Here is a 23226-nt window from a genome sequence, read left to right on the forward strand (position 1 = left end):
AACTCAAGTCCTGTTGTTCGAGGCCACGTTTGTCGGCGAACGTCGTTAGCGTGAAGTTTTGACCTCCAGGACTTCGGTATAAATGGCATCGACCGTCTGACCCACCTGGAGTTTCTTCATCCTTTCCTGAAGCTTCGGGTCTTCGACTTTCAGGACCGTCGCTTTTCCCTCCGGCGGAAGCAAAGTCACCTCATGCTGTTTCAAGTCAATGCGAGTGATCTTGGACGTGACCTTGACCTGGCGAACCGCTTCACCTCCGGGATTGGGATTGTCCTTGGTGGCACGGATGGACATGGATTCATTAGTGACGCCCGGTGCACCGCCAACATCGGTATCAAGCTTATAAGCGACCGAGCGAATCACATGAATATCGACCGTGTCGCCGACTTTCAAATTGTGCAGGTTCTTGGCCTGGTCGGTGAGCTGGATAGGCACTGGACTTTTGTCGTGACCTTCGATGGTGACCTGGTAGTTGGCGGGATCAACGGCCAGTACGCGTGAAACGATGTGACCTTCCATGGCATTGCTGCCCAACGGTATGTCGGCGGCATGGGCCGTCACGCCGGCGGTTGAGAGGAGTGAAGCGAGGGCAATGGCGCGGATTGGTTTCATGGGGCTGCTGTTCCATAGATGGTTGACAGAACGAATCCAGGTGTCCCAATAGCCATGCCGTTCGACGTTTAGATGACCAGGCTGGAAGGTAGCCATTCTGATTTCTCCTTTTGGAAACCTGATCCCGGTGCAGGCGATGAACCTGCCCGGGATTTTTGCCTTATTGGTAACTGATACCCGGTGCCGCAGTGCTCACACGCGTGCCAGCCTTGCCCTGGACAATCGCTTCGATATCCGAGAGTGGACCGATCACCGCGGTTTTTCCAGTATGGCGGGCAAAATCGCAGTCCGCTTGGGACCTGCGGTGAGGTGTCCGACGAAGCCGAACATTCGCGGATCGCCGCGCAGAGTTTGCAGCAGCTACGCGTTGACGCCGCGCCAGGGGCAGGCTTTGGCTGTGATGGCGCCGATAACGTGATGTTCGGCGGCGAGCTTCCAGTAATGTTCGGGCAGATGAGCCGCATGGAATGTGCCCCCGGTTCGGGCCATGGAGCGCCTTGAGGGCGGTGCGGATCGAACAGGCGAATATGGCTGTCGATGATCGTGCTGTTATAGAGCGGGGTAACCGTCATAGTGATGTCTATGTCAGGGGATGGGTCAGGCGCCTGCGGAACGGCATGGTGCGTGACCCTCACTGCAAGTGCGTGGCTCAGCCTTGCAGATACACCGCATGGGTATGGGTGTATTCGTACAAGCCGTGCTTGCCATCCGCGCCGCCAATGCCTGACTTGCGCACGCCGGCGTGGAAACCCTGCATGGCTTCGAAGTTCTCGCGATTGACGTAGGTTTCGCCAAAATCCAGCTCGCGCATCGCGTGCATGGTTTTGCTCAGGTCGCGGGTGTAGATCGATGACGTCAGGCCATAGTCGCAGTCGTTGGCCATGGCGATGGCTTCGTCGAGGTCATCGACGATCTGGATCGGCAGCACCGGGCCGAAAATCTCTTCGCGCATAATCTCCATGTCGGCGCGGCAACCGGCCAGCACCGTGGGCTGGAAGTGGTAGCCGTTGGGCAGATCGGCAACCTGCCCACCGCTGATCAGACTCGCGCCCTGGCTCAGCGCGGTGCGAACTTTCTGGTTGACGCTGTCCAGGCCCTGACGGTTGATCAGCGGGCCCATCTCCACATCAGGCTGGGCAATCGGGTCGCCATAACGGGTGGCGCTCATGGCCGCGGCGATGCGCTCGATGAACTGATCGGCTACCTTGCGCTCGACGTAGACCCGCTCGGCACAGTTGCACACTTGGCCGCTGTTGATGATGCGCGAGTCACGGATGGCTTTGACCGCAAGATCCAGATCGGCATCCGCCAGGACGATGGCCGGCGCCTTGCCACCCAGTTCCAGATTCAGTTTGGTGATGTTCGGCGCAGCGGCGGCCATGATCCGCGAGCCGGTGTCGACGCTGCCGGTGAAGCTGATCATGTCCACGTCCTTGTGCGCGCTCAAGGCCGCGCCCACCCGGCCGTCGCCGCAGACCACATTGAACACGCCGGCTGGCAGATCGGTTTCGGCCACCAGTCGGGCGAATTCAAAGCAGTTGTTCGGGGTTTCTTCGCTGGGCTTGATCACAATGGTGTTGCCGGTCAGCAGGGCCGGGGCCATCTTGCGGGCGATCAGGAAGAACGGGAAATTCCACGGCAGGATTCCGGCCACCACACCCAAGGGTTTGCGGAACAGGAAGATGTTTTCGTTCTGCCGGTCGCTGGTGATGATTTCGCCTTCGATGCGCCGCGCCCATTCGGCCATGTAGTCGAGGTAGTCGGCGGTAAAGTTGACTTCGACTTCGGCGAGGCCGCTGATCTTGCCTTGTTCCAGCGTGATGGTGCGCGCCAGATGGGCGACGTTTTCCCGCAGCTTCGTGGCGATCCGGCGCAGATGCCCGGCGCGTTCAATCGCCGGTTTACGCGACCAGTCTTTTTGCGCAGCGCGAGCAGCGGCGAGGGCGCGGTCGACGTCGTCGGCAGTCGATGCCGGGACTTTCGACAACACGGCACCGGTGGCCGGGTTGATCACATCGAGATGGGCAGCGCTGGCCACGAATTGGCCGTTGATGAAGTTTTGGTAAACAGGCACGGACGACATTGGGGCGACTCCTTGGCTGATCAATAGGTGCGCGACGGCGCTTGCTCGGTGGCCGGTGTGCGGTAGCGCGCGAGGGTGGCCGTGGCGCTTTGGCGCAGCAGGCTGATGTCGATAGCCACCGCAATGAACTGGCAGCCCCAGCTCTGATAGCGGCGCGCGTCTTCTTCGTTCGGTGCGAGGATTCCGCAGGCCTTGCCCGCCGCGAGGGTGGCTTTGACGGCATGTTGAATGCGTTCTTGAACCTCGGGGTGGCCAGGGTTGCCGGCATGACCGAGGCCAATGGACAAATCCGCCGGGCCGATAAACACCGCATCCACGCCTTCGACGGCGGCAATCGCTTCGACATTTTCAACGCCCAGGCGCGATTCCACCTGAACGATCAGGCACAGCTGTTCATGGGCGGTGTCGAGGTAATCGGGCACGCCGTCCCAACGCGTGGCGCGGGTCAGGCCGCCGCCGACGCCACGAATGCCGTGCGGCGGGTAACGCATGGCGCGTACCAACGCTGCGGCTTGCTCGGCGGTTTCGACCATCGGGATCATCAGCGTCTGTGCACCGATATCCAGCAGTTGCTTGATCAGGTTGGCGTCGCCATTTACCGCGCGCACAATCGGTGAAGTGGGGTAGGGCGCGACAGCCTGCAACTGGGCCAGCACACCGGGCACGGTGTTCGGCGCGTGCTCGCCGTCGATCAGCATCCAGTCGTAACCGGTGGTGGCGACGATCTCGGCGGCGTAGCCGGTAGCGAATCCGGCCCAGATTCCATACTGGGTCGCGCTGTTGTTCAGCGCAGCCTTGAAAGCGTTGTGCGGCATGTTCATGACGGGGTCCTTCTCAGCGGTTATACGGCCGATGCAGTTGGCATTCCGGGTTGAGGGTGACGCCGAAACCAGGCTGGTCGAGTGTCGACAGGCGCATGCGGCCGTTCACCGGCACCGGTTCACCGAGCAATTGCGGGTGGAACATCGGCACCACTTCATCGGCTTTGGGCGCCATCATCAGGAACTCGGCGAACGGGCTGTTATGCCGGGTGGCGACAAAGTGATAGCTGTAGACCGAAGAACCGTGGGGAATGACCAGCGCGTTGTGGGCGTCGGCCAACGCCGAAATCTTCACCAGTTCGGTGATCCCGCCGCACCAGCCGACGTCCGGCTGGATGATGTCGCAGCAACCCATCTCCAGCAGCATGCGGAAACCCCAGCGGGTCGCTTCGTGTTCGCCGGTGGTGACCAACATGCCTTTGGGTACGTTGTTGCGCAGCGCTGCGTAGCCCCAGTAATCGTCAGGCGGCAAGGCTTCCTCAATCCACTTCAGCCCATACTCGTGGGCGCCGACCGCAAGTTTGGTTGCATAGTTGAGGTCCAGGCTCATCCAGCAATCGAGCATCAGCCAGAAGTCCGGGCCGACCCGCTCGCGCATGGTTGCCAGCTCTTCGAGGTTCTTGTGCAGGCCTTCCTCACCTTCGGCCGGGCCGTGGTGCAACGGCATCTTGCCACCGATGAAACCCATTTTCTGCGCCAGGTCCGGACGGGCGCCGGTGGCGTAGAACTGCAATTCGTCACGCACCGCACCGCCGAGCAACTGGTGCACCGGCTCCTGGCGGATCTTGCCGAGCAAGTCCCACAGCGCCAGGTCGACACCGGAAATCGTGTTGATGACGATGCCTTTGCGGCCGTAATACAGCGTCGATTGGTACATCTGGTCCCAGATTTTTTCGATGTTGGTGACCTGGGCACCTTCGAGGAAACGCGCCAAGTGTTTCTCGACGATGTAGGCGGCAGGCTCGCCACCGGTGGTCACGGCGAAACCGACCGTACCGTCGCTGGCTTCGATCTCGACCACCAGGGTCCCGAGGACGTTGATGCCGAAGGTGCGGCGGCTCTGGCGGTACTCGGGGTATTTGCTCATCGGCGTGGCGATGTGATCGTCGATCCAGTGGCCGTCCGCCTGATCGTGATAATCCGCGCCGCCGCCTCGCAGGGTGAAGGCGCGGACGTGTTTGATGGTTGGAATGCCCATGGTGTGACTCCTCAGGTTTAAACGGTGGCCGGTTTGCTGGAAGGCTTCTGGACGGGTGAGCGGATGCCCAGGACCAGCAACGCGGCGATGACAGTGGTGCCAGCCAGCACGTACAAACCGGCGGCCGGTGAATGGAAGGCGCCTTCGGCCCAGTTCTTCAGCACCGGGGCGATGAAGCCGCCGAGGGCGCCGAACGAGTTGATCAAGGCAATCCCGGCCGCAGCGGCGCTGCCGGCGAGATAACTGGAAGGGAAGGTCCAGAACACCGGTTGCACGGCGATGAAACCGGAAGCGGCAAAGCACAGGGCGACGATGCCCAGGAAGGGGCTGCTAAAGGTCACCGAGCAAGCGATCCCGGCTGCCGACATCAGCAAGGTCAGGCAGGCGGTGCGGCGCCGTTCGCCGGTGCGGTCGCTGTAGCCGGGGATCAGGTACGCTGCGACTATCGCGCAGATCCACGGAATCGCCGTGACCAGTCCGACCATCAGCCCGACCTTGGTGCCCAACAATCCGCCAACCTGGGTGGGCAGATAGAACACCACGCCGTAGACACTGGCCTGAATCAGCAGATAAATCAGGCACAGGTACAGTACCGACGGCTGGCACAGGACGTTGAGCAGGCTGCGGCCGTGGTTCTGTTTATGGCTGTCTTCTTGATCGAGGATGCCTTGCACTTGTTGGCGTTCTTCAACCGTCAGCCATTTGGCATCGGCCGGGCGATTGTCCAGATACCAATAGGCCCAGACGCCCACCGCCGTGGCCATCAGGCCTTCAACCGCGAACAGCCACTGCCAGCCGTGGACACCGGCAAATCCGTCCAGCTCCAGCAACAGGCCGGACAGCGGGCTGCCGAAGATGAACGCCAGCGGCGCACCGAAGTAGAAGAAGCCCATGGCTTTGCCGCGCGCGGCGCTGGGGAACCAGTAGGTGAGGTAGAGGATGACGCCTGGGAAGAATCCGGCTTCGGCCACCCCCAGCAAAAAACGCAGGATGTAGAAGCTGGTTTCGGTGTGGGCGAAGACCATGGCGGCGGAGACAAGGCCCCAGGTGACCATGATCCGGCACATCCACAGGCGGGCGCCGACACGGTGCAGGATCAGATTGCTCGGGACCTCGAGCAGCGCGTAACCGACGAAAAACACCCCGGCGCCGAAGGCGAAGGCGGCGTCACTGATATTGGTGTCGGCTTGAAAGGCTTGCTTGGCGAACCCGACGTTGGCGCGGTCGAGGAAGGCCATGATGTACATCAACAGCAGGAAGGGGAGCAGCCGCCAGGAAATTTTGGCGAGCAGAGGCGCGGGTAGAGTCTTCATCGCAGTTTTCCTTTGGTAGGGCATTTGTTCTTATGGGAAAGACTGTACGGCCGTGGAGCGATGCGTTACAAATCGAATCTAGCTCACAACTGATACCCTAAAGGTATCGATCGCGAAGGCCCCCCTCATGACCACGCCAACCATCTCCCGCAGCCTGCTCAATCGACTGCGCTACAAGCATTTGCACATGCTGGTGACGCTCAGCAGCAGTCAGAACCTGCACCGCGCCTCGCAAAGCCTGAACATGTCGCAGCCGGCGGCAACCCGGATGCTGCATGAGATTGAAGACATGTTCGGCTGCGATCTGTTCGAGCGCCTGCCCCGCGGGATGCGGCCAACGGCACTGGGCAGTGAGTTGATTCGCTTCGCCGAATCCGCCATCAGTGGTCTCGATCGCTGCGCCGAAGATCTGATCGCGCGGCAGCAGGGCGGTTACGGTTACCTTTCCATCGGTACCATCATGGGCGCGGCACCGGATCTGGTGATGGATTCGATTGCCGAGATCAAGGCGCTCAATCCGCAACTGCGAATTCGCATCATGGGCGACACCAGCGACCAGGTGATCCAGTTGCTGGAGCAGGGCCGCATCGACTTGGCCATCGCACGGCGCAATGCTGCCACCGACAGCGAGCACTACGCCTTCGAACTACTGGGTAACGAACGCCTGCTGGTGGTGGTGCACGCCGGTCATCCTTTGGCCCAGCAAAAAAAACTGGAACTGGCGGAACTGGTCAGCAGTTGGCCGTGGATCCTGCAACCGGAAACCAGCCCGGCGCGGATCGGCCTCGATCAAGCCTTGCAGCGCCTGGCCTTGCCGACACCGGCAGACATTATCGAGTGCAGTTCGGTGTACTCCATGCAGCAACTGATTCAATTGACCAATGCGATCATGGTGCTCTCGGAAACCGCTTTGCGCGACTACCTGAAAATGGGTCTGGTGGTGGCGTTGCCGGTGGAGCTGGATGTGCAACTGGCGCCATTCGGATTGCTGCTGCGCAAGGGCGAGCACATCAGTCGGGAGTTGGAGGTGTTCATCGATCTGTTGCGCCAAAAAGCCGGGGCGCTTTGATTTATCACGGCGACGGAAAACGCAGCAGCTTACGTCGGCCCTAGTGTTACCGAAGAGCAATTCTTTGGCGCCGGCATCGGCATTGCCGCGCGCAAGAACGATCCGCTGGCCGGTCGCTTCAATCAGGCCTTGCGACGATTCGTGCCAACGGTACCTACGACAAGGTTCGCCAGAAGTATTTCGACTTCGATATCTACGGCGAGTAATGACCGGATGTTCTTCCGGCACACATGCTTGCGGCCGTTCTCTTCATTGATCGGAGCAAAGATGCAAACCAAGGCGTTACCCCGGGTTGATGCACTGTTGCAAACGGCCGTCGACAACCCCGAAGTTCAGATTTGAACCGGTGAGCTACAGGCTGACCTGGCTCAAGTTCAAAAAACAAACCGCTGGTCGAAAAGCCTTACTCCATCCAAGGTGTGGGCTGAAGTGTGGACTGGAGCTATTTGTCAAACCCCAGAAACGAAAAAGCCCTGAATAATCAGGGCTTTGTCGGTACAAATATGGCGGAGGCGATGGGATTCGAACTCATGGACCTGTTACAGTCGACGGTTTTCAAGACCGTTGCCTTAAACCACTCGGCCACACCTCCGTTTGCGTTGCGGGCGCCATAATACCTGAATGAAACACACTGTCAAACTCTCTGCATGGCTTGTTACAGAGCGTCTGTTATGATCTTTGCGACTGAACGTTTCAAACCCAACAGGAGTGTCGCCATGCGCGAACAGGATTACGCAGTTAATAACAGCGTGCAGGCTGAGCAGCTAGAGGTTAGCCGCGTCCTGCGCAACACTTACGGTTTACTCGCCCTCACCCTCGCATTCAGCGGCGTGATGGCGTTTGTTGCGCAGCAGATGCGTGTCGGCTACCCGAATATCTTCGTGGTGCTGATCGGCTTCTACGGCCTTTTCTTTCTCACCAACAAACTCCGTGATTCGGCATGGGGTCTGGTTTCTGCGTTCGCGCTGACCGGTTTCATGGGTTTCCTGCTCGGCCCGATTCTCAACCGTTACCTGGGGATGCAGGGCGGTGCGGAAGTCGTCAGCTCGGCCTTCGCGATGACCGCGCTGGTGTTTGGCGGCCTGTCGGCTTATGTGCTGATCACCCGTAAGGACATGAGTTTCCTCGGTGGTTTCATCACCGCCGGTTTCTTTGTGCTGCTGGGCGCGACTCTGGCGAGTTTGTTCTTCCAGATCAGCGGTCTGCAACTGGCAATCAGCGCAGGTTTCGTGCTGTTCTCCTCGGTGTGCATCCTGTTCCAGACCAGCGCCATCATTCACGGCGGCGAGCGCAACTACATCATGGCGACCATCAGCCTGTATGTATCGATCTACAACCTGTTCGTCAGCTTGCTGCAACTGTTCGGCATCATGAGCCGCGATGATTGATCGCCAGCCTTGAGTAAAAAACCCGCTTCGGCGGGTTTTTTATTGTCTGTGATTTGGCTCAGCGTTGGTTTCAATCAGGTTCGTGGCAACACACGCAGAGTTTGTTGCCGTCCGGGTCGCGCATATAGGCGCCGAAGTAATCGGGATGGTAGTGCGGACGCAGGCCCGGCGGCCCCTCGCAGGATCCACCATGAGCCATGGCCAGTGCGTAACAGCGGTTGACGATCTCATGACTCGGCGCAAGCAGGGCGATCATCTGCCCATTCCCCGGTGTGGCCGGCTGTTCGTCGAACGCAGTGCCAATGACGAACAGCGGACGCGGTGCATTCTTGCTCATCCACGCAGCCCAGGGTTTGCCGGGATCGCAAAATTTCAGCTGCAGCTGCAGTGCATCCATGATCGGTTGGTAGAACGCTAATGCACGATCGAAATCGGAGATGCCGATAAAAACGTGAGACAACATTCACCTGCTCCTTATTCGGCCACAATGATGCTGCCATCAGCCTGTTGCCGATAAATCGTGTAGGGCAGCAGCATGGTGTCGAGAACGCCGGAAATCACTACGTCGATCAGTACAAAGGGCGTGCCGTTGTTGTATTTGTACTCATCGATGCCCGGGCCTGGAGGCGCATGCAGGCTGCAAAAGTCATACGTCACGCCGCTATAGATCCGTGGAACCGCACCGCAGTAGGTTTTCTGTTCCTTGAGACTCTTCGCCGCTGCCTCGTCACTGCGCACCACGGTCTGAAACGTGCCGCAACCAGTGAGTATCATGGCCGCCAGTAACATGACTTGAGTTTTCATACCGTCAATCCTTCGCCGGAAAAACCCCAATCTACCCCTTTGCAAACAAAACAGCACTCAAGCCATCGGTGGCAGCCGGCGCTTGACCGGGGTCTTCTTGACAATGGCGGTGTTGGTTTCGGCGTGGCTGTTGAGGCGATCGAGGAGGGTGTCCAGTTGTTCCATCGAGCGCACATGCAGGCGGGCGATGAAGCAGTCATCGCCGGTGACTTTGTCGCACTCGGTGAATTCGGGGATGGCCTGAATCTGTCGTTCCACTTCCTGTAACTGGCCCGGCAATGGGCGAATGCGGACGATGGCCTGGAGTTGGTAGCCAAAGCATTTGGGGTCGATCTCGACGGTGTAGCCCTTGAGCACGCCACGTTCTTCGAGGCGGCGCAGGCGCTCGGCGACACTGGGCGAGGACAGGCCGCTGATCTGTGCCAGGGCCTTGAGCGAGCGGCGTGAATCTTCCATCAACGCGCTGATCAGCACTTGGTCGATGTCATCGGTCATGGCGAATCCCCTGTTAGGCAATCGGTTGAATAAGCCTTGATAAAAAAGGTAAAAGCCGAGTTTAGCCTGCTTTTTGCGCTGGAGAAGCCCCCAAATGGATTGGCATACTTTGGGCTCAAATACAGGAGGTGGATGATGGACAAAACATTACGTCGTGGCTCATTCGAAATGACCGCCGCCATGCTGATTTCCGGGACCATCGGTTGGTTCGTGCTGGTGTCCGGGCAACCGGTGCTGGACGTGGTGTTCTGGCGCTGCGTGTTCGGTGCCGCCACCTTATTGCTGATCTGCGCGGCATTCGGCTTTCTGCGCCCTGGCATTTTGACGTCCACCACCTTCCTGCTGGCGGTGTTGAGTGGTGTGGCGATTGTCGGCAACTGGGTGCTGTTGTTCGCGTCCTACTCCCGCGCCTCGATTGCCATTGGCACGGCGGTTTATAACGTCCAGCCGTTCATGCTGGTGGGGCTGGCGGCGTTGTTCCTGGGGGAGAAGATCACCCTCCAGAAGTTGTTCTGGCTGGGCATTTCGTTTCTAGGAATGCTGGCGATTGTCAGCGCACATGGTGAGCAGGGCGAGGGCGGTAACGATTACCTGATGGGGATTGGTCTGGCGCTAGGGGCTGCCTTTCTGTACGCGATTGCCGCGTTGATCATCAAACGCCTGACCGGCACACCACCGCATCTGATCGCATTGATCCAGGTGTGCACCGGCGTGCTATTGCTCGCGCCCTTTGCGCACTTCTCGGCGATACCGCAAACGCCCGATGCCTGGGCCAGTCTGGTGACCCTGGGCATCGTGCATACCGGTTTGATGTATGTGCTGCTTTACGGCGCGATTCAAAAACTGCCGACAGCGCTGACCGGCGCGTTGTCGTTCATCTATCCGATTGCGGCGATTTTCGTTGACTGGTTCGCCTTCGGCCATCGCCTGGAGCCGCTGCAATGGATCGGTGTCGCCGCGATTCTGTTGGCCGCCGCCGGGATGCAACAGGGTTGGAGCCTGAAGCTTCGGCGGGTGGCGGCGCAGTGAGCAGGCCTCAGAAAATGTAGTCAGTGGTCAGGAAGCTCGAGTTGCGTCCGCTGATGATCTCGCTGAGAAGCTCTTTGCTGCTCTCCTGGAACTTGGTCGCCACCAGGGTCCGAATCGAAAACACCCGCAGCGCATCGTGCACCGACAGCGTGCCCTCGGCGGAGTTCTTGCGACCGTTGAACGGATAGGTGTCCGGACCGCGCTGGCACTGGGCGTTGAGGTTGATCCGGCCGACCTGGTTGGCGAACGTGTCCACCAGCCTGCCGACCGCCACTGGGTTGGTGCCGAAGATGCTCAGTTGCTGGCCGAAGTCGGATTCCAGGACGTAATCGATCACGGTGTCCAGATGACGGTAAGGCACGATCGGCACGACCGGGCCGAACTGTTCTTCCTGGTAGACGCGCATCTGCGGTGTCACCGGGTACAACACGGCCGGGTAGAAGAACGATGCGCGGGCTTCACCGCCATTGGGGTTGACCACGGCTGCGCCTTTGCTGACCGCGTCCGCCACCAGGGTGTGCAGATAATCGACCTTGCCTGATTCCGGCAATGGCGTCAGGGCCACGCCACTGTCCCACGGCATGCCGGGTTTGAGGTCGGCGAGTTTGGCGTTGAACTTCTCGATGAACGCTTCGACCACATCTTCATGGACGAAGAGGATTTTCAGCGCGGTGCAGCGTTGACCGTTGAACGACAGGGAGCCGGTGACGGCTTCGCTGACCGCATTGTCCAGGTCGACCTCCGGCAGAACGATGCCAGGGTTCTTCGCATCCAGGCCCAGCGCCGCGCGCAAGCGGTGAGGCCTTGGGTGGAGTTTTTTCAGGTCGCTGGCGGCCTTGTTGGTGCCGATGAACGCAAAGATATCGATCTTGCCGCTGGCCATCAGCGCACTGACGGTCTCGCGGCCGCTGCCGTAGATAACGTTGATGACACCGGCCGGGAAGCTGTCGCGAAAGGCTTCCAGCAACGGGCGAATCAACAGCACCCCAAGCTTGGCCGGTTTGAACACCACGGTGTTGCCCATGATCAGCGCGGGAATCAGCGTGGTGAAGGTTTCGTTCAGCGGGTAATTGTAAGGCCCCATGCACAACGCCACGCCCAACGGCACGCGGCGGATCTGGCCGAGAGTGTCCTGCTCCAGTTCGAAGCGGCTGGACCGGCGGTCGAGTTCCTTGAGGGCATTGACGGTGTCGACGATGTAATCGCAGGTGCGGTCGAACTCTTTTTCCGAGTCCTTGAGGTTTTTACCGATCTCCCACATCAGCAACTTGACCACCGCCTCGCGCTGTTCGCGCATGCGAGCCAGGAAGGTTTCGACGTGCTGGATGCGCTCGGCCACGCGCATGGTCGGCCACAAGCCCTGGCCGCGGTCGTAGGCGCGCACGGCGGCATCGAGCGCGGTCAGTGCAGTATCGGCATCAAGCAGCGGCGTGCTGCCGAGGATCACCTGTTCATCACCATTCGCACCGCTCAGGTACACCGGGCTGCGGACTTGAGCGAGGGGCCCGGACCAGGTTTTCAGTTCGCCATCGACCAGATACTCGCGCTGCTCGGTCGGGCCGTTGAGGCGGTACTTTTCCGGGACGTTGTCGGCAGTGGGAAACAGGTTGCCAAGGATTTGTGCTGTGGTCATATCGCTACCCCGTCTGGATTGGGTGATGCACTGATGAATCGTTTTAGCAGACCTCGGACTCGCTTGTCATGGCTCATCTTATGATTTTTTTGCTCGGCGTTATGGATCGCGAATCTGTCGGCAGCTGCTACGGGTCGATCTTTTGCCCTGAAAACACACAAGTAACGATCCCCCGGTTAAACTTCACGCTCTTTCTCAAAGGAGTTCATATGAGTTATTACCAGCCGGGCATTCTCGCCACCCCTGTTCCGCCTCAAGCTCGTCATATGTTCTTCGCCCTTGAATCCGCCGAGGCACTGCCGGCTGCGCTGGATAACCTGATGCGCCTGGTGGACGGCAAGTCGGCTGTAGTCGGTTTTGGTGAATCCCTGGTCAAGGCGCTGCACGCGCAGATCGACGGGCTGCGCGCCTTTCCTGCGCTGGTCGGTGTCGGTGTCGACAACCCCTCGACCCAACACGCGCTCTGGTGCTGGCTGCACGGTGTTGACCGTGGCGAACTGCTCAATCGCAGCAACGCGATCGAAGCCGCTCTGGCACCGGCCCTGCGTCTGGTGCAGATGAACGAAACCTTCCGCCACATGACCGGGCACGACTTGACCGGTTACGAAGACGGCACCGAAAACCCTCACGATGAAGCCGCTGTGGCCGCTGCATTGTTGAGCGACGGCGCGGACGGTCTGGTCGGTGGCAGCTTCGCCGCGATCCAGCAGTGGCAGCATGATTTGAAAGGTTTCCACGCGTTGCCGCCCCATGAGAAAGACAACATCATGGGCCGTCGCCTGAGCGACAACGAAGAACTCGATGACGCGCCGATCTCTGCCCACGTCAAGCGCACCGCCCAGGAAAGCTTCACACCCGAAGCCTTCGTGGTCCGTCGCTCGATGCCTTGGATCGAAGGCGATCGCGCCGGCCTGATGTTCCTGGCCTTCGGTTTTTCCCTCGATGCGTTCGAATCCCAGTTGCGGCGCATGAGCGGTCTGGAAGACGGCATCACCGACGGTCTGTATCGCATCAGCCGACCGATCACCGGCGGCTACTACTGGTGCCCACCGCTCAAGGACGGTCGCCTTGACCTGCGCGCATTGCGTGTCGGCTAAACCTCAAAGGATTGGCTATGGCGGTGACCCGTTCGTGGGCATGAGCTGACTGGCGGTCCTTGTCAGGAAAAAACCAAAAGAGTACAAATGTACTCCATGACGACTTTAACTCCCCGCCGTACCGCCATCCTGACCTTTATCCGCGATCGAATCGCCGAACACGGTCAGCCCCCAAGCCTCGCTGAAATCAGCGAGGCCTTTGGCTTCGCCTCCCGCAGCGTGGCGCGCAAGCATGTGCTGGCGCTGACCGAGGCCGGTTTCATCGAGGTTAATCCGCATCAGGCGCGCGGCATTCGGCTGTTGAATCAACCGCCGCGGCCCGAGCTGCTGGACGTTCCGGTACTCGGTCGAGTGGCGGCCGGTGCGCCGATCGGTGCCGATGCCGAAGTCCACAGCCGTTTGCTGCTTGATCCGTCGATCTTCTCGCGGCTACCGGATTACATGCTGCGGGTGCAGGGCGATTCGATGATCGAGGACGGTATTCTCGACGGCGATCTGGTGGGCGTGCGGCGCAATCCCGAAGCGCTCAACGGCCAGATCATCGTGGCGCGGCTCGACGGCGAAGTCACCATCAAGCGTTTCGAGCGGGTCGGCGATTCCGTTCGGCTGTTACCACGCAATCCGGCTTACAAGCCGATCATTGTTCGAGCCGATCAGGATCTGGCCATCGAAGGCGTGTTCTGCGGTCTGGTGAGGCAAGGGTAATGGGCGCCGTCGTTGCGTTGGATACGCTGTTCAATGGCGGCCAGGTCTGGAAGGGTCGGCCTGCGCCACCGGCCGTCAGCCCGCAACCCACGGGGCATGCGGCGCTGGACGCGGCATTGCCCACTGGCGGCTGGCCGGAAGCGGCACTGACTGAAATCCTGCTGGCCGGGCAGGGCGTGGGTGAGTTGCAACTGGTGTGGCCGGCGCTGGCGCGGCTGTCGGCGGCAGGTGAGCGCATTGTGCTGGTGGCGCCGCCTTACGTGCCGTATCCCCAGGCCTGGCAGAACGCCGGGGTCGATCTGCGGCAACTGTCGATCATCCAGGCCAGTGAGCGCGATGCGCTGTGGGCGGCGGAACAATGCCTGCGTTCGGGCAGTTGCGGGGCGGTGTTGTGCTGGCCGCACAAAGCCGACGATCGAGCGTTGCGACGTTTGCAGGTGGCGGCGGAAACCGGTCAGACCCTGGCATTCGCCTACCGTTCGCTCAGTGAGGCCATCAACCCGTCGCCAGCGGCCCTGCGCATCGCCATCGACGCCAAACCTGCGCAATTGCGAGTGCTCAAGTGCCGGGGTGGGCTGGCCCGTTCGGCGCCGATTGCCTTTGCCGTCGGGCATTGAGGTTGCCATGCGCTGGGTTTGCATTCTCTTCCCGCAATTGGCGCTGGACGCGGTATTGCGTCAGCGCCCCGACCCCGACGAACCGCTGGCGCTGCTGACCGGCCCGGCCCAGCGCCGGGTGCTGCAAGCGGTCAACGGTTCGGCGCGGGCGCTGGGCTTGCGTCCCGGCCAGTCGATGACCGCCGCTCAGGCCTTGAGCAAAGGATTTGTCACCGCCGAATACGACGCCGCCGAGATCGAACACTGGCAGCAATTCCTGGCTGCCTGGGCCTATCGGTTCAGTTCCCAGGTCAGCGTGCATTACCCGCGCGCCGTGGTGTTTGAAATTGAATCCAGCCTGGGCTTGTTCGGGCCCTGGTCGCAGTTCGAGGCGCGGTTGCGGGCGGAACTTGGCGAACTGGGGTTTCGTCACCGGATTGTCGCCGCACCCAACCCGGTGGCGGCGCGGGTGCTGGCCAATGTTTATGACGGTCTAGTGGTGCCGGACAATGAAGCTTTGCAGCACCATCTCGGGCAGTTGCCCGTTGACCGGATCGCCCTGGAGCCAAGCGTTGCCACGGCACTGTCGCGCATGGGGCTGCGCACTTTGCGTCAGGTGCAGGCGCTGCCACGACATAGCCTGGCCCGGCGTTTCGAAGCCCAGGTGCTCAAGCATCTGGACACCCTGTTCGGTTTACGACATCTGGCGCTGGCGTTTTACCTGCCGCCGGACCGTTTCGATGTGCGCATCGAACTCAATTTCGATGTGCAATCCCATCAGGCATTGCTGTTTCCATTGCGCAGGCTGACCGGCGATCTGGCGGCGTTCCTCTGCGGACGAGACAGCGGTGTGCAGCGTTTCGACCTGCACCTGGAGCACGCCGGGTTGCCAGACACGCTGATCAAGGTCGGCCTGCTCAGCGCCGAGCGTGATCCGGCGATGCTGTTCGAACTGGCCCGGGGGAGGCTGGAGCAGGTTCAGGTCGAGGCGCCGGTGCGCGGTTTTCGTCTGCGCGCCGAAGACTTGCCGACCTTTGTGCCCCAGTACCAGGAGTTATTCGACGATCGTCCGCAGCAATCCTTGCCGTGGGAACAATTGCGCGAACGCTTGCGCGCGCGATTGGGAGATGACGCGGTGCAAGGCTTGCGGTTCCAGGCCGATCACCGGCCGGAATGCGCGTGGCAGACCAGTGTCGACAACCAGACTTGTGAGGTATTGCCTGCCGTGCAACGTCCGGGCTGGTTGCTGACGGAGCCGCAGGCAGTACACGAAGGTTCGACGCGCATCCTCATGGGGCCGGAACGCATCGAGTCGGGCTGGTGGGACGGCGACGACGTGCGCCGCGATTACTACCTGATCGAAACCCGTTCCGGCCAGCAGGGGTGGGCCTATCGGGCGGTGGGCGAAGGCGGTCCGTTGTGGCTGCAAGGCTGGTTCGCATGAGTGTCGATTATGCCGAGCTGCACTGCCTGTCGAACTTCAGTTTCCAGCGAGGTGCTTCCACTGCGCTCGAGCTTTTTCAACGGGCGAAAAAGCAGGGCTATCGAGCGTTGGCGATCACCGACGAATGCACCCTAGCGGGCATCGTTCGGGCCTGGCAGGCGGCCAAGGCCGTGGAATTGCCGCTGATCATCGGCAGTGAAGTACGCATCGAAGACGGCCCGAAACTGGTGCTGCTGGTGGAAAGCCTCGAGGGTTACCAAACCCTGTGCCGCCTGATTACCCGCGCCAGACGCCGTACGCAGAAAGGCCAGTATCAGGTGCTGCGGGAGGATTTCGGCGAGCCGTTGCCGGGGCTGTTGGCGTTGTGGGTGCCGGACGCCGTCGATGACGTTGAGCAGGGGCACTGGCTGAAGCAGACCTTCGCCGAGCGCCTGTGGCTGAGCGTTCAGTTACATCGCGGGCAGGACGACATCCGGCGACTGGCGGCGCTGCTGACCCTGGCGCGGGAACTGCGGATCCCGGCGGTGGCCAGCGGCGATGTGCACATGCACGCCCGTGGCCGTCGCGCCTTGCAGGACACCATGACTGCGATTCGTCATCACTTGCCGGTGGCCGAGGCCGGGTTGCGTCTGCACCCTAACGGCGAACGGCATTTGCGCAGCCTCGACGCCTTGCGCGATCTCTACCCGCAGGCACTGCTCGACGAAACGCTGAACATCGCCCGGCGCTGCACCTTCGACCTCGGTCAGTTGCGTTATCAATATCCCCGGGAGCTGGTGCCTGAGGGGCGCACGGCCACGTCCTGGCTGCGGGAGTTGGCCGAAAAGGGTGTTCGGTGGCGCTGGGAAAAAGGCCCTAAAGCCGAGGTGTTGGCGCAGATCGACAAGGAACTGCAGCTGATTGCCGAGTTGGGGTACGAAAGTTATTTCCTGACAGTTCACGACATTGTGAATTTCGCCCGTAAGCAACACATTCTGTGTCAGGGGCGCGGTTCTGCCGCCAACTCGGCGGTGTGCTACGTGCTGGGGATCACGGAGATCGACCCGGAGCGGAGCACGCTGCTGTTCGAGCGTTTTCTCTCCAAAGAGCGCAACGAGCCGCCAGACATTGACGTCGATTTCGAGCACGAGCGGCGTGAAGAAGTCCTGCAATACGTATTCCAGCGTTATGGCCGCGCCCGTGCGGCGCTGACGGCGGTGGTCAGCACTTACCATGGTGCCGGCGCAGTCCGCGACGTGGCCAAGGCACTGGGTTTGCCGCCCGATCAGGTCAACGCCCTGGCCGACTGCTGCGGCCACTGGAGTGATCAGGCGCCGCCCGTCGAGCGCCTGCGTGAAGGTGGTTTCGATCCCGACAGCCCGGTGTTGCGCCGGGTGCTGAGCCTGACGGGACAGTTGATCGGTTTCCCCCGGCACCTGTCCCAGCACCCTGGCGGTTTCGTGATTTCCGAGCAGCCCCTGGACAGCCTGGTGCCGGTGGAAAACGCCGCCATGGCCGAGCGCACCATCATCCAGTGGGACAAGGACGATCTGGATGCGGTCGGGCTGCTCAAGGTCGATATCCTCGCGCTGGGCATGCTTAGCGCGATTCGTCGTTGTTTCGACCTGTTGCGTCGGCACCGTGGCCGCGACCTGAGTCTGGCAACGGTGCCGGCCGAAGATCCGCAAACCTACGAGATGATTGGCCATGCGGACACCATCGGGGTGTTCCAGATCGAATCCCGGGCACAGATGTCGATGTTGCCGAGGCTCAAGCCCAAGAATTTCTACGATCTGGTGATCGAGGTGGCGATCGTTCGTCCGGGGCCGATTCAGGGCGGGATGGTGCATCCGTATCTGCGGCGGCGTAAGGGCGAAGAAGAGGTGATCTACCCGTCGAAAGAACTTGAAACAGTGCTGAAACGTACGTTGGGCGTGCCGCTGTTCCAGGAACAGGTGATGCAGATCGCGATTGTCGCCGCCGACTACAGTCCCGGCGAGGCCGATCAATTGCGCCGTTCCATGGCCGCCTGGAAACGTCATGGCGGACTGGAACCGCACAAGGAACGTCTGGCCGACGGGATGAAGAAAAACGGCTACACAGCGGAGTTCGCCGCGCAGATCTTCGAGCAGATCAAAGGCTTTGGCAATTACGGCTTTCCCGAATCCCACGCCGCCAGTTTCGCCTTGCTGACCTATGCCAGTTGCTGGTTGAAATGCCACGAGCCGGCAGCCTTCGCCTGTGCGCTGATCAACAGCTGGCCCATGGGTTTCTACAGCCCGGACCAGATTCTTCAGGACGCCCGCCGGCATCATTTGCAGATTCGTCCGGTGGACGTGCGGGCCAGTGACTGGGATTGCAGCCTGGAACCGATCATCGGCGCGCAGCCGGCCATTCGCATGGGGTTGCGGATGATCAAAGGCTTTCGCGAGGACGATGCCAGGCGCATTGAAGTTGCACGGTCGAAAGGGGCGTTTGCCGACATCGCCGACCTTGGCGAACGGGCGCGACTCGATGCCCGTGCCCAGGAGCAACTGGCCGATGCCGGTGCATTGCGCGGGCTGGCCGGTGACCGGCATCGGGCGCGCTGGGAAGTGGCGGGGGTGCAGAAGCAGCTCGGTTTGTTTGCCGGTTTGCCGAGCCAGGAAGAGCCGACGGTGTCTCTGCCCAAACCTACCGTGGGCGAGGACCTGCAAGCCGATTACAACAGTGTCGGCACCACCCTCGGCCCGCATCCGCTGGCATTGCTGCGGGGTGAATTGAAAGCCCGGCGTTGCCGCAGTTCGAAAGAACTTATGGATATCGAGCACGGCCGACCGGTCAGCGTCGCCGGGTTGGTGACCGGTCGGCAACGCCCGGGCACCGCCAGCGGCGTGACCTTCGTGACGCTTGAAGACGAGTTCGGCAACGTCAACGTGGTGGTCTGGCGCGACCTGGCCGAACGGCAACGGCAGGTACTGGTCGGCTCGCAATTGCTCAAGGTCGATGGACGCTGGGAAAAGGAAGGCGAGGTGCGGCATCTGATTGCCGGGCGCTTGAGCGACCTGAGTTCATTGCTCGACGGTATCCATGTGCGCAGCCGGGATTTCCGCTGAACCGGCGACATTCAGCTATACCTCAATGAAACCATTGGCGTCGGCGGTGCTCGAAACAAACGGGCACGCACCGTCTCCTCACGCCGTTGCACTGCCTGAAAACATGCCATCCACAGGACATAGGCCAGTCGATGCAGTTTCTTGACAATAGCCACGGATGTACCGGCTGGAGCGGCGAAATGGCCGGACGCATTCGCGCGTTCGACTGGAGCCTGACCGAGCTCGGGAGCATCGATACCTGGCCCGGGAGCCTGTGCAGCGCGGTGCAATTATTGCTCGCCTCACCCCTGCCGATGGTGATGCTGTGGGGCCGGCCCGGTTACATGATTTATAACGATGCCTACTCGAGATTTGCCGGTGGGCGCCATCCTTACCTGCTGGGTTCCCCGGTGGAGTTGGGCTGGCCAGAGGTCGCCGAATTCAATCGGCATGTGGTGGACACCTGCCTTGCGGGCGGCACCTTGTCCTATCACAACAAAGCTTTGGTGCTGTTGCGTGATGGCGTACCCGAAGACGTCTGGATGGATCTTTACTACAGCCCCGTCGCCGATGATGACGGGCACCCCGCCGGGGTCATGGCAATGGTGGTCGACACCACTGATCATGTGATTTCCGAGCGCCGCCGCCAGGAAGCCGAAAGCGCTTATCGCGCCGACAACGAAAGAGTGCGCCTGGCTCTTAATGCCGGGGCTTTGCTCGGCTCGTTCGTCTGGGACATCAAGGCTAATGTGCTGTCTGCCGACGAACGCTTCGCCCGCACGTTTTCCTATCCGCCCGATCAGGACCTGGCCAATCTGCCACCGCTCATCGCCGAAATGCAGATTCATCCCGACGACCGCAGCTGGGTTCAGGAGCGGCTCAATCAGTCGGTGGAAAGCGGCATACCCTATAACGCCGAATACCGGGTTCTGCGGCCCGATGGCAGTTACCTGTGGGTACTGGCCAGCGGGTGTTGCGAGTTCGATGAAAAAGGCGAGGCGTTCCGCTTTCCCGGGGTGTTGATCGACATCCACGAACGCAAGACCGCCGAAGAATCCTTGCTCAAATTCACCCGCAACCTGGAGCAGCGAGTCGCCGACGAAGTCGAAGCGCGGCTGGCGGCCGAAGAGCAGTTGCGCCAGTCACAGAAACTCGAAGCCATCGGTGGTCTCACCGGCGGCGTGGCCCATGACTTCAACAACCTGTTGCAGGTGATCGCCGGCAACCTGCATTTGCTGGCGCGTCACGAGCCGGACAACGCCAACGTGCAACGCCGGGTCAGTGCGTCGATTGCCGCGGTCGAGCGCGGTGCCAAATTGTCGTCGCAATTGCTCGCATTCGCCCGTCGTCAGCCTTTGTCGCCGGCGGTCTGCGATCCACGGCAGATCTTCGAAGGCCTGGGGGAATTGTTGCAGCGGGCGCTGGGGGAAACTATCCAGATCAAGGTGACGGCGCCTGACGATCCATGGCATCTCTACGTGGACCGCAATCAACTGGAAAACGCCATTCTCAACCTCGCGATCAACGCCCGAGACGCCATGAACGGCGAGGGGACCATTGCCCTGAGTGCCGAGAACATTACCCTCGACCGCAAGTTTTGCGCAGGCAAGGGCATCGTCGCCGGCGACTATGTTTGCGTCGCGGTGGCTGACACGGGTGTCGGCATGTCGCCTCAAGTGCTCGCACAGGCCTTTGAACCGTTTTTCACCACCAAGGCCGACGGCCAGGGCACCGGCCTGGGTTTGAGCATGGTGTTCGGTTTCGTCAAACAGAGCGACGGGCATATCGAGATTTCCAGTGTCGTCGGGCAGGGCACTCGGGTGCAGCTGTATTTCCCGCGCAGCTTGCGCCCGTTGCCCGGTGAAACAACGCGCCATGATCCGCAGCACCGTGGCGGGCACGAAACCATTCTGGTGGTCGAGGACAACGAAGCGGTGCGTGGCTCGGCGGTGGATTTGTTGCGTGAAGAGGGCTATCAGGTTCTGACCGCGGCCAACGGTGACCTGGCCATGCAGATGTTGCTCGATGGCGTGGCAGTGGATCTGATCTTCACCGATGTGGTTATGCCCGGTCTGATCAAAAGCGCGGACCTGGCCGCCTGGGCCAAGGTGCAGAATCCACCGGTGGCGGTGCTGTTTACCTCCGGCCACACCCGGGACATTATTTCGCGCAATCACCAACTCAGCCCCGACACTTATCTGCTGAGCAAACCTTATGGCCCTGAAGCGCTGTTGAGCATGATCCGCAGCGTGCTGGGTGGATGAGTCTGGATTTTCATTGATTGCGCAATCCATGTGGGAGCGGGCTTGCTCGCGAAAGCGGTGTGACAGGCAACATCAATATTGACTGTGCCGTCGCCTTCGCGAGCAAGCCCGCTCCCACAGGTTCCGCGCCTTGACTGACTGTCATCAGCGCGTGGGGTTATTTGTCGGGATGAGCCGCCTGGAGTTTTTTCGCCATATCCAGGTGTTTTTCCAGCGCCGGCAGCATTTTTTGTGCAAAGGCCTTGAGGTCAGTGGCGCCTTTGGTCTTGTCGTCCGTCACCGTATTGGCTTCTTTCTTGAACCGTTCAATGGCTTCTTCATGAGCCTTCACCTGATTGTTGGCATAGGCCGTGTCGAAGGATTCATCGCGCAGGTCGAGAATTTTTTCCTTGGCCTGTTTAACCATCGTCGTCGTGTCCGGCACTTCGATGTCATGCTTTTTCGCCAGCGCCGCCAGTTCTTCATTGGCTTTGGAATGATCGGTGACCATCATGTTGGCGAACGCCTTGACGTCGGCCGATGAGCTTTTTTCCAGGGCCAGTTTGCTGGTCTCGACTTCCGCGATGCCGCCCGCGACCGCGTCATCGACGAAGTCGTTGGAATCGGCGGCAAAAGCTGTGCCCATGCTGGTGCTCAAGGCAACGGCCAGGGCTAGGTGACGCAGATTGAAGCCGTCCATTGATCATTCTCCACACAGGTTTCTATGGGCGATCCGGGTGATCGTTATTCAATGGAGGCGGGCGCTCGGGTAAAGGTTTTATCGCGTTTGCGACAGGACGACGAACGGACACCGCTGGTCTGATAGACGGTCGACAGAACCGGGTAAGCAAGGCCATTCTGATAGCTGGTGAGCGCAATCGATCGCGTTCGCTACCGATTAACAAACGGAGGTGTTCCATGCCGGTGACTCATGACCTTTATCAGGACTTGCGCTGCACGAAGGAAGAGATCCAGCAAAAACGCACCAAGGATCCGTTACTGGATTCACTGCTCAACAAGTACTCCCAGGCGGACGCCGAAGTGTTGAAGGCCGAGTCCGCACAATCGGATGCGCCCAGCGATGATGCACTGAAGAAGCTCAAGGAGAAGCGCTTGCAGGTCAAGGACAAGATCGTCCAACAACTCCAGGCACGGTCCTGAGGCGCTACGTCGAGTCACCGACGACCGGTGACTGAAAAATTGGAACGGGGATAAATACCGGCACCTCGAACGATCAGAGCCGACTTTGCGGCCCATGCGAGGTGCCCCATGCCCCATTCAGCCTTTCCCCATAAAGAAAAGTACCCCAGCGAAGAGCAGGGTGGTTACGACCCGATCCCGACTTATCCCGAGCCCTTGAGCCCGGGCCGCACCACCGTCGACCCCGAGGATGAACCGGGCATTGATGAATTGCCGGACAATGAGGACATAACGCCTCTGGAGCAGGATGACGTCACTGACATCGACCCGGAGCGAGTGCGCGAAGAGACAGACAATTCGGTACGCGATGATGAGATAGAAACGCGTTGAGTCCACGAGGGTTGATCACAAACCTCGCGGCAACCCCAATCAACTGTGGGAGCGGGCTTGCTCGCGAATGAGGCCACGCCAGTCGACATCAATGTTGAATGTCAGTCAGCCTT

22 protein-coding genes, 1 tRNA gene and 1 pseudogene are annotated in these 23226 nt (G+C 60.5%); 12 read left to right on the forward strand and 12 right to left on the reverse strand.

Annotation, left to right across the window (positions count from 1 at the left end; all coding sequences use genetic code 11):
• Window positions 1-45: 45 nt before the first annotated feature.
• Both AC1RQB_RS18905 and AC1RQB_RS18910 read right to left on the reverse strand, forming a co-directional pair.
• The gene (locus AC1RQB_RS18905; RefSeq protein WP_063340438.1) at window positions 46-612 is read right to left on the reverse strand and encodes a hypothetical protein; all 567 of its coding nucleotides are present in this window, start codon (window positions 610-612) and stop codon (window positions 46-48) included.
• A gap of 160 nt (window positions 613-772) precedes the next feature.
• Window positions 773-907 (reverse strand): annotated as a pseudogene (locus AC1RQB_RS18910) (carbamate kinase); the annotation flags it as partial.
• A gap of 14 nt (window positions 908-921) precedes the next feature.
• Here AC1RQB_RS18910 and AC1RQB_RS18915 point away from each other — a divergent pair.
• Window positions 922-1113 carry a hypothetical protein gene (locus tag AC1RQB_RS18915; protein ID WP_131815865.1) on the forward strand — a complete coding sequence of 64 codons (192 nt, stop codon included), beginning with the start codon at window positions 922-924 and terminating at the stop codon, window positions 1111-1113.
• Window positions 1114-1261: 148 nt separating this feature from the next.
• Here the strand turns inward: AC1RQB_RS18915 and aldA are convergent, their stop codons facing one another.
• Genes aldA through AC1RQB_RS18935 form a run of 4 tightly spaced genes read right to left on the reverse strand, consistent with a single transcriptional unit; the run spans window position 1262 to window position 6027 of the window.
• Window positions 1262-2695, reverse strand: a complete 1434-nt coding sequence (aldA, locus tag AC1RQB_RS18920; protein ID WP_063340186.1) for an aldehyde dehydrogenase — start codon at window positions 2693-2695, stop codon at window positions 1262-1264.
• Window positions 2696-2715: 20 nt separating this feature from the next.
• Window positions 2716-3516, reverse strand: a complete 801-nt coding sequence (locus AC1RQB_RS18925) for an aldolase/citrate lyase family protein (RefSeq protein WP_063340185.1) — start codon at window positions 3514-3516, stop codon at window positions 2716-2718.
• Between the two features lie 13 nt (window positions 3517-3529).
• Window positions 3530-4714, reverse strand: a complete 1185-nt coding sequence (rhmD, locus tag AC1RQB_RS18930; RefSeq protein ID WP_063340184.1) for an L-rhamnonate dehydratase — start codon at window positions 4712-4714, stop codon at window positions 3530-3532.
• Between the two features lie 17 nt (window positions 4715-4731).
• Window positions 4732-6027, reverse strand: coding sequence for an MFS transporter (locus AC1RQB_RS18935; RefSeq protein WP_008066999.1), 1296 nt, complete (start codon window positions 6025-6027; stop codon window positions 4732-4734).
• A gap of 127 nt (window positions 6028-6154) precedes the next feature.
• Here AC1RQB_RS18935 and AC1RQB_RS18940 point away from each other — a divergent pair, with 127 nt between their 5' ends.
• Window positions 6155-7096, forward strand: a complete 942-nt coding sequence (locus tag AC1RQB_RS18940) for a LysR family transcriptional regulator (RefSeq protein ID WP_063340183.1) — start codon at window positions 6155-6157, stop codon at window positions 7094-7096.
• A 504-nt stretch (window positions 7097-7600) separates the two neighbouring features.
• Here the strand turns inward: AC1RQB_RS18940 and AC1RQB_RS18945 are convergent.
• Window positions 7601-7688 (reverse strand) — tRNA-Ser (locus AC1RQB_RS18945).
• Between the two features lie 124 nt (window positions 7689-7812).
• Between AC1RQB_RS18945 and AC1RQB_RS18950 the strand changes: the two genes are divergently transcribed.
• Entirely contained in the window at window positions 7813-8484 is a 672-nt protein-coding gene (locus AC1RQB_RS18950; protein WP_007898177.1) for a Bax inhibitor-1/YccA family protein, read from the forward strand.
• A gap of 70 nt (window positions 8485-8554) precedes the next feature.
• Here AC1RQB_RS18950 and AC1RQB_RS18955 read toward each other — a convergent pair whose 3' ends face one another.
• Genes AC1RQB_RS18955 through AC1RQB_RS18965 form a run of 3 tightly spaced genes read right to left on the reverse strand, consistent with a single transcriptional unit; the run spans window position 8555 to window position 9783 of the window.
• A complete protein-coding gene (locus tag AC1RQB_RS18955) occupies window positions 8555-8947 on the reverse strand; it encodes a VOC family protein (RefSeq protein WP_063340182.1) in 393 nt (130 codons plus the stop codon).
• A gap of 11 nt (window positions 8948-8958) precedes the next feature.
• On the reverse strand, window positions 8959-9288 hold the full coding sequence (locus tag AC1RQB_RS18960) for a YceK/YidQ family lipoprotein (RefSeq protein ID WP_008066990.1): 330 nt from the start codon (window positions 9286-9288) through the stop codon (window positions 8959-8961).
• 57 nt (window positions 9289-9345) lie between these two features.
• The gene (locus tag AC1RQB_RS18965; protein ID WP_008006559.1) at window positions 9346-9783 is read right to left on the reverse strand and encodes an Lrp/AsnC family transcriptional regulator; all 438 of its coding nucleotides are present in this window, start codon (window positions 9781-9783) and stop codon (window positions 9346-9348) included.
• Between the two features lie 135 nt (window positions 9784-9918).
• On the opposite strand from AC1RQB_RS18965, the gene AC1RQB_RS18970 reads away from it, so the two are divergent.
• Window positions 9919-10812 (forward strand): DMT family transporter, encoded by an 894-nt coding sequence (locus AC1RQB_RS18970; protein WP_192343720.1) that lies wholly within the window; start codon window positions 9919-9921, stop codon window positions 10810-10812.
• 7 nt (window positions 10813-10819) lie between these two features.
• Here the strand turns inward: AC1RQB_RS18970 and AC1RQB_RS18975 are convergent, their stop codons facing one another.
• Window positions 10820-12445, reverse strand: a complete 1626-nt coding sequence (locus AC1RQB_RS18975) for an NADP-dependent glyceraldehyde-3-phosphate dehydrogenase (RefSeq protein WP_063340181.1) — start codon at window positions 12443-12445, stop codon at window positions 10820-10822.
• Between the two features lie 209 nt (window positions 12446-12654).
• Between AC1RQB_RS18975 and AC1RQB_RS18980 the strand changes: the two genes are divergently transcribed.
• From AC1RQB_RS18980 to AC1RQB_RS19005, 6 genes are all read left to right on the forward strand, one after another.
• Window positions 12655-13542 carry a Dyp-type peroxidase gene (locus AC1RQB_RS18980; RefSeq protein WP_063340180.1) on the forward strand — a complete coding sequence of 296 codons (888 nt, stop codon included), beginning with the start codon at window positions 12655-12657 and terminating at the stop codon, window positions 13540-13542.
• A gap of 87 nt (window positions 13543-13629) precedes the next feature.
• On the forward strand, window positions 13630-14247 hold the full coding sequence (gene lexA, locus AC1RQB_RS18985) for a transcriptional repressor LexA (RefSeq protein ID WP_063340179.1): 618 nt from the start codon (window positions 13630-13632) through the stop codon (window positions 14245-14247).
• Window positions 14247-14864: a translesion DNA synthesis-associated protein ImuA gene (gene imuA, locus AC1RQB_RS18990; protein WP_008006531.1), complete on the forward strand. Its 618-nt coding sequence runs from the start codon at window positions 14247-14249 to the stop codon at window positions 14862-14864. Before lexA ends, imuA begins: the two co-directional genes overlap by 1 nt.
• A 7-nt stretch (window positions 14865-14871) precedes the next feature.
• Entirely contained in the window at window positions 14872-16287 is a 1416-nt protein-coding gene (locus AC1RQB_RS18995) for a Y-family DNA polymerase (protein WP_063340178.1), read from the forward strand.
• Window positions 16263-19361 carry an error-prone DNA polymerase gene (locus AC1RQB_RS19000; RefSeq protein WP_198537169.1) on the forward strand — a complete coding sequence of 1033 codons (3099 nt, stop codon included), beginning with the start codon at window positions 16263-16265 and terminating at the stop codon, window positions 19359-19361. The genes AC1RQB_RS18995 and AC1RQB_RS19000 overlap by 25 nt, the downstream gene beginning before the upstream one ends.
• Window positions 19362-19492: 131 nt before the next feature.
• The gene (locus AC1RQB_RS19005; RefSeq protein WP_063340176.1) at window positions 19493-21604 is read left to right on the forward strand and encodes a hybrid sensor histidine kinase/response regulator; all 2112 of its coding nucleotides are present in this window, start codon (window positions 19493-19495) and stop codon (window positions 21602-21604) included.
• Between the two features lie 157 nt (window positions 21605-21761).
• On the opposite strand, the gene AC1RQB_RS19010 is transcribed toward AC1RQB_RS19005, so the two are convergent.
• Window positions 21762-22283, reverse strand: coding sequence for a DUF4142 domain-containing protein (locus tag AC1RQB_RS19010; RefSeq protein WP_008066959.1), 522 nt, complete (start codon window positions 22281-22283; stop codon window positions 21762-21764).
• 218 nt (window positions 22284-22501) lie between these two features.
• On the opposite strand from AC1RQB_RS19010, the gene AC1RQB_RS19015 reads away from it, so the two are divergent.
• Together AC1RQB_RS19015 and AC1RQB_RS19020 are read left to right on the forward strand one after the other, a co-directional pair.
• Entirely contained in the window at window positions 22502-22744 is a 243-nt protein-coding gene (locus AC1RQB_RS19015) for an HP1242/YdcH family protein (RefSeq protein WP_008066957.1), read from the forward strand.
• Window positions 22745-22852: 108 nt separating this feature from the next.
• Window positions 22853-23113, forward strand: a complete 261-nt coding sequence (locus AC1RQB_RS19020) for a hypothetical protein (RefSeq protein ID WP_063340175.1) — start codon at window positions 22853-22855, stop codon at window positions 23111-23113.
• Window positions 23114-23226 lie beyond the last annotated feature (113 nt).

The sequence above is a fragment of the Pseudomonas sp. GW822-FHT02E03 genome, assembly GCF_058802325.1.

Excerpts from the sequence above, each read along its gene's own strand:
- rhmD (WP_063340184.1), bottom strand. The coding sequence starts at position 4,714 with ATGGGCATTCCAACCATCAAACACGTCCGCGCCTTCACCCTGCGAGGC.
- AC1RQB_RS19010 (WP_008066959.1), bottom strand. The coding sequence starts at position 22,283 with ATGGACGGCTTCAATCTGCGTCACCTAGCCCTGGCCGTTGCCTTGAGC.
- AC1RQB_RS18935 (WP_008066999.1), bottom strand. The coding sequence starts at position 6,027 with ATGAAGACTCTACCCGCGCCTCTGCTCGCCAAAATTTCCTGGCGGCTG.
- AC1RQB_RS18940 (WP_063340183.1), top strand. The coding sequence starts at position 6,155 with ATGACCACGCCAACCATCTCCCGCAGCCTGCTCAATCGACTGCGCTAC.
- imuA (WP_008006531.1), top strand. The coding sequence starts at position 14,247 with ATGGGCGCCGTCGTTGCGTTGGATACGCTGTTCAATGGCGGCCAGGTC.
- AC1RQB_RS19020 (WP_063340175.1), top strand. The coding sequence starts at position 22,853 with ATGCCCCATTCAGCCTTTCCCCATAAAGAAAAGTACCCCAGCGAAGAG.
- AC1RQB_RS19015 (WP_008066957.1), top strand. The coding sequence starts at position 22,502 with ATGCCGGTGACTCATGACCTTTATCAGGACTTGCGCTGCACGAAGGAA.
- AC1RQB_RS18965 (WP_008006559.1), bottom strand. The coding sequence starts at position 9,783 with ATGACCGATGACATCGACCAAGTGCTGATCAGCGCGTTGATGGAAGAT.
- AC1RQB_RS18980 (WP_063340180.1), top strand. The coding sequence starts at position 12,655 with ATGAGTTATTACCAGCCGGGCATTCTCGCCACCCCTGTTCCGCCTCAA.
- lexA (WP_063340179.1), top strand. The coding sequence starts at position 13,630 with ATGTACTCCATGACGACTTTAACTCCCCGCCGTACCGCCATCCTGACC.
- AC1RQB_RS18950 (WP_007898177.1), top strand. The coding sequence starts at position 7,813 with ATGCGCGAACAGGATTACGCAGTTAATAACAGCGTGCAGGCTGAGCAG.
- aldA (WP_063340186.1), bottom strand. The coding sequence starts at position 2,695 with ATGTCGTCCGTGCCTGTTTACCAAAACTTCATCAACGGCCAATTCGTG.
- AC1RQB_RS18905 (WP_063340438.1), bottom strand. The coding sequence starts at position 612 with ATGAAACCAATCCGCGCCATTGCCCTCGCTTCACTCCTCTCAACCGCC.
- AC1RQB_RS18955 (WP_063340182.1), bottom strand. The coding sequence starts at position 8,947 with ATGTTGTCTCACGTTTTTATCGGCATCTCCGATTTCGATCGTGCATTA.
- AC1RQB_RS18975 (WP_063340181.1), bottom strand. The coding sequence starts at position 12,445 with ATGACCACAGCACAAATCCTTGGCAACCTGTTTCCCACTGCCGACAAC.
- AC1RQB_RS18995 (WP_063340178.1), top strand. The coding sequence starts at position 14,872 with ATGCGCTGGGTTTGCATTCTCTTCCCGCAATTGGCGCTGGACGCGGTA.
- AC1RQB_RS18970 (WP_192343720.1), top strand. The coding sequence starts at position 9,919 with ATGGACAAAACATTACGTCGTGGCTCATTCGAAATGACCGCCGCCATG.
- AC1RQB_RS19005 (WP_063340176.1), top strand. The coding sequence starts at position 19,493 with ATGCAGTTTCTTGACAATAGCCACGGATGTACCGGCTGGAGCGGCGAA.
- AC1RQB_RS18925 (WP_063340185.1), bottom strand. The coding sequence starts at position 3,516 with ATGAACATGCCGCACAACGCTTTCAAGGCTGCGCTGAACAACAGCGCG.
- AC1RQB_RS18960 (WP_008066990.1), bottom strand. The coding sequence starts at position 9,288 with ATGAAAACTCAAGTCATGTTACTGGCGGCCATGATACTCACTGGTTGC.